Genomic DNA, 2,824 nt, shown 5'->3' with positions numbered 1-2,824 from the left:
TGTTCTGCGAATTCTTTTAAATCTGCCATTTTACTATCGTTTTAAAAATCGAATTAATTTATACTTAGGTTAATAGTGCGAACGAAATTATTTTTCGGATAAGGTTTTCAGAATACCCGCCAGTTTGCCTCCTCCGGATTTCAATCCGGAAATAACATTTTTGGCAGGAGATTGCAGAAAGGCTACAATGACTGCAATAACCTCTTCCTTAGATTTAATGCTCACCAAGGTGTCCAGTTTATCGTCACCGACGAAAACTGCTTCTTCGATAAAGGCGCCTTTTAGCAGTGGCCGATCAGACTTCTTCCGAAAGGTCTTGATCAACTTTGCCGGGCCGTTACCCGTCTCGGAGAACATTAAAGAAGTGTTTCCTTTAAGTACTTCAGGCAATTCCCCGAATTCCTTATCAGAAGCTTCCATTGCTTTGGCCAGTAGGGTATTCTTAACTACTGCCAGTTTGATGTTTGCTTTAGAGCAAGCGCGGCGAAGTGCCGAAGTCGTCCCTGCATCCAGTCCGGAAATATCAGCGAGATAGATCGTCGTGTTATCCGCAAGCTGTGACTTCAGGTCTTCAATTACCGTTGCTTTTTCTTCTCTGGTCATTTTCCCTGTTTTTGATTAGACCGCTTTCGGATCTAGTTGAACACTCGGACTCATGGTGCTGGACATATAGATACTCTTCATATATACGCCCTTTGATGCCGCCGGCTTCATTTTCACCAGGGTGTCAATCAATTCCTTGGCATTCCCGGCAATCTTTTCAGGAGTAAAAGAAACCTTCCCAATTGCTGCGTGAACAATACCTGTTTTATCTACCTTGAAATCAATTTTACCGGCTTTCACCTCAGTAACTGCCTTAGCCACATCCATGGTCACGGTACCTGTTTTTGGATTCGGCATCAGACCGCGAGGCCCCAATATCCTACCCAAAGGTCCCAATTTCCCCATGACACTTGGCATTGTGATAATCACATCTACATCCGTCCAGCCCCCTTTGATCTTATCCAGATATTCATCCAGACCTACAAAGTCTGCTCCGGCTTCTTTAGCCTCGGCCTCCTTATCTGCCGGAACCAGTGCCAGGACTTTTACATCCTTACCTGTTCCATGCGGTAGTGTTACCACCCCACGAACCATCTGGTTCGCTTTACGTGGATCCACTCCCAAGCGTATCGCCAGGTCTACCGATGCGTCAAATTTGACGTTGGTGATAGACTTGATAAGCTCAGAGGCTTCCTGCAGGGAATAGAGTTTGTCGCTGTCGATTTGAGCAACAGCCTCTTTCTGCTTTTTTGTTAGTTTTGCCATCTTAAAAGTGCTTTTCAGTTTTTAGAAGGGGCGCTTTCCGGAAACCCGGATTCCCATTGAACGAGCCGTGCCTGCAATCATACTCATTGCAGATTCTGTAGTGAATGCATTGAGATCGACCATCTTATCTTCAGCAATGGTTCTAATCTGATCCCAGGTTACACTCCCTGATTTTACGCGATTCGGTTCTCCGGAACCCTTTTTAGTCTTTGCCGCTTCCAATAGCTGAACTGCCGCTGGTGGTGTTTTGACGATGAAGTCAAATGACTTGTCACCATACACGGTGATAACAACGGGCAATACTTTGCCTGGTTTGTCCTGCGTACGTGCATTAAACTGCTTACAGAACTCCATGATGTTAACGCCGGCAGCACCTAAAGCGGGTCCAACCGGTGGCGACGGATTCGCAGCACCTCCCCTGACTTGTAGTTTAACTACTTTACTTACTTCTTTTGCCATTGTTCATTTAATTTACAACTAAGACCGGGATTTCCCGATCTGATGCCTTCTCAATACAACCATCAGGAGGATTTAAGAAAGCGGTAAAAGTGAGTTAAATTGGAAGCAACTTCACTTTTAAGCGTAACAGTATTATTCTTTAAACTTTTTCTACCTGCATATAACTCAGTTCCAACGGAGTCTTCCTTCCAAAGATCTTCACCATAACCTCCAGCTTGCGCTTCTCTTCATTTATCCGTTCCACTGTGCCATTAAATCCATTAAAAGGACCGTCTATAACCTTGACGGTCTCACCCATTACAAATGGGATAGCTACTGTATCGGTGGTTACTGCGAGTTCGTCTACCTTCCCCAACATCCTATTGACCTCAGACTTCCTGAGCGGAACAGGGTCTCCCCCTTTGGTCTCGCCCAAAAATCCGATCACATTGGTAATGGAGCGAATCACGTGGATCATTTCACCTGTCAGGTGCGCCTTAACCATTATGTAACCCGGGTAATACACCCGCTCTTTATTTATTTTCTTTCCCTTGCGAATTTGAATCACCTTCTCCGTAGGGACAAGAACTTCCTCGAGGTTATCACCAAAACCATGGCGTTCCACCTCACTCTCAATATACCCTTTGATCTTGTTCTCCTGACCGCTTACAGCTCTGACTACATACCACTTACGCTCCAATTCTCCTGCCATTGCCGTTTATCCTATTAAAGCGTTAAAATAAAATTGAATAAGCTTAGCGAAGAGCGAATCAACTCCCCATGTTGCCAGGGCAAAAAGGATCGAAAAAACAGCCACGATTACCATCAGGTTTGAAGCCTCCGCCCGGGAAGGCAGTGTTACGTGATTTTTCAGTTCCTCGTATGATTCCTTGATATACGTTACCATGTTTCTCGCTATTAGTCCGGGTCGAAGCACCTCAATGGCGACATTTTCTTTCCCGAAATTCCTTGCATTATAAGCTTAGCACGGGAGGAGAGGCTCGAACTCCCGACACCTGGTTTTGGAGACCAGTGCTCTACCAACTGAGCTACACCCGTATTTACAGTGAAAGGGTGC

Annotated in this window: 5 protein-coding genes and 1 tRNA gene; all 6 read right to left on the bottom strand. The window is 45.3% G+C overall.

Annotated features, from left to right (window positions below; genetic code table 11):
* Positions 1-87: 87 nt before the first annotated feature.
* Positions 88-603: a 50S ribosomal protein L10 gene (rplJ, locus tag WBV75_RS05235; protein ID WP_424119591.1), complete on the bottom strand. Its 516-nt coding sequence runs from the start codon at positions 601-603 to the stop codon at positions 88-90.
* A 15-nt stretch (positions 604-618) separates the two neighbouring features.
* Complete coding sequence (gene rplA / locus WBV75_RS05230) at positions 619-1,308, bottom strand: 50S ribosomal protein L1 (protein WP_424119590.1); 690 nt, start codon at positions 1,306-1,308, stop codon at positions 619-621.
* Between the two features lie 21 nt (positions 1,309-1,329).
* Positions 1,330-1,767: a 50S ribosomal protein L11 gene (rplK, locus tag WBV75_RS05225; protein WP_424119589.1), complete on the bottom strand. Its 438-nt coding sequence runs from the start codon at positions 1,765-1,767 to the stop codon at positions 1,330-1,332.
* 139 nt (positions 1,768-1,906) lie between these two features.
* Positions 1,907-2,458 carry a transcription termination/antitermination protein NusG gene (gene nusG / locus WBV75_RS05220; RefSeq protein WP_424119588.1) on the bottom strand — a complete coding sequence of 184 codons (552 nt, stop codon included), beginning with the start codon at positions 2,456-2,458 and terminating at the stop codon, positions 1,907-1,909.
* A 6-nt stretch (positions 2,459-2,464) separates the two neighbouring features.
* Positions 2,465-2,653, bottom strand: coding sequence for a preprotein translocase subunit SecE (secE, locus tag WBV75_RS05215; protein WP_424119587.1), 189 nt, complete (start codon positions 2,651-2,653; stop codon positions 2,465-2,467).
* Between the two features lie 79 nt (positions 2,654-2,732).
* Positions 2,733-2,805 (bottom strand) — tRNA-Trp (locus tag WBV75_RS05210).
* Positions 2,806-2,824: the final 19 nt, after the last annotated feature.

It is taken from the genome of Robiginitalea sp. (assembly GCF_049588695.1).
GTDB lineage: Bacteria > Bacteroidota > Bacteroidia > Flavobacteriales > Flavobacteriaceae > Robiginitalea.
The sequence above is the reverse complement of the archived record's forward strand: the minus strand, read 5'-3'. Positions and strand labels throughout refer to the sequence as shown.

Excerpts from the sequence above, each read along its gene's own strand:
- rplJ (WP_424119591.1), bottom strand. The coding sequence starts at position 603 with ATGACCAGAGAAGAAAAAGCAACGGTAATTGAAGACCTGAAGTCACAG.
- rplA (WP_424119590.1), bottom strand. The coding sequence starts at position 1,308 with ATGGCAAAACTAACAAAAAAGCAGAAAGAGGCTGTTGCTCAAATCGAC.
- rplK (WP_424119589.1), bottom strand. The coding sequence starts at position 1,767 with ATGGCAAAAGAAGTAAGTAAAGTAGTTAAACTACAAGTCAGGGGAGGT.
- nusG (WP_424119588.1), bottom strand. The coding sequence starts at position 2,458 with ATGGCAGGAGAATTGGAGCGTAAGTGGTATGTAGTCAGAGCTGTAAGC.
- secE (WP_424119587.1), bottom strand. The coding sequence starts at position 2,653 with ATGGTAACGTATATCAAGGAATCATACGAGGAACTGAAAAATCACGTA.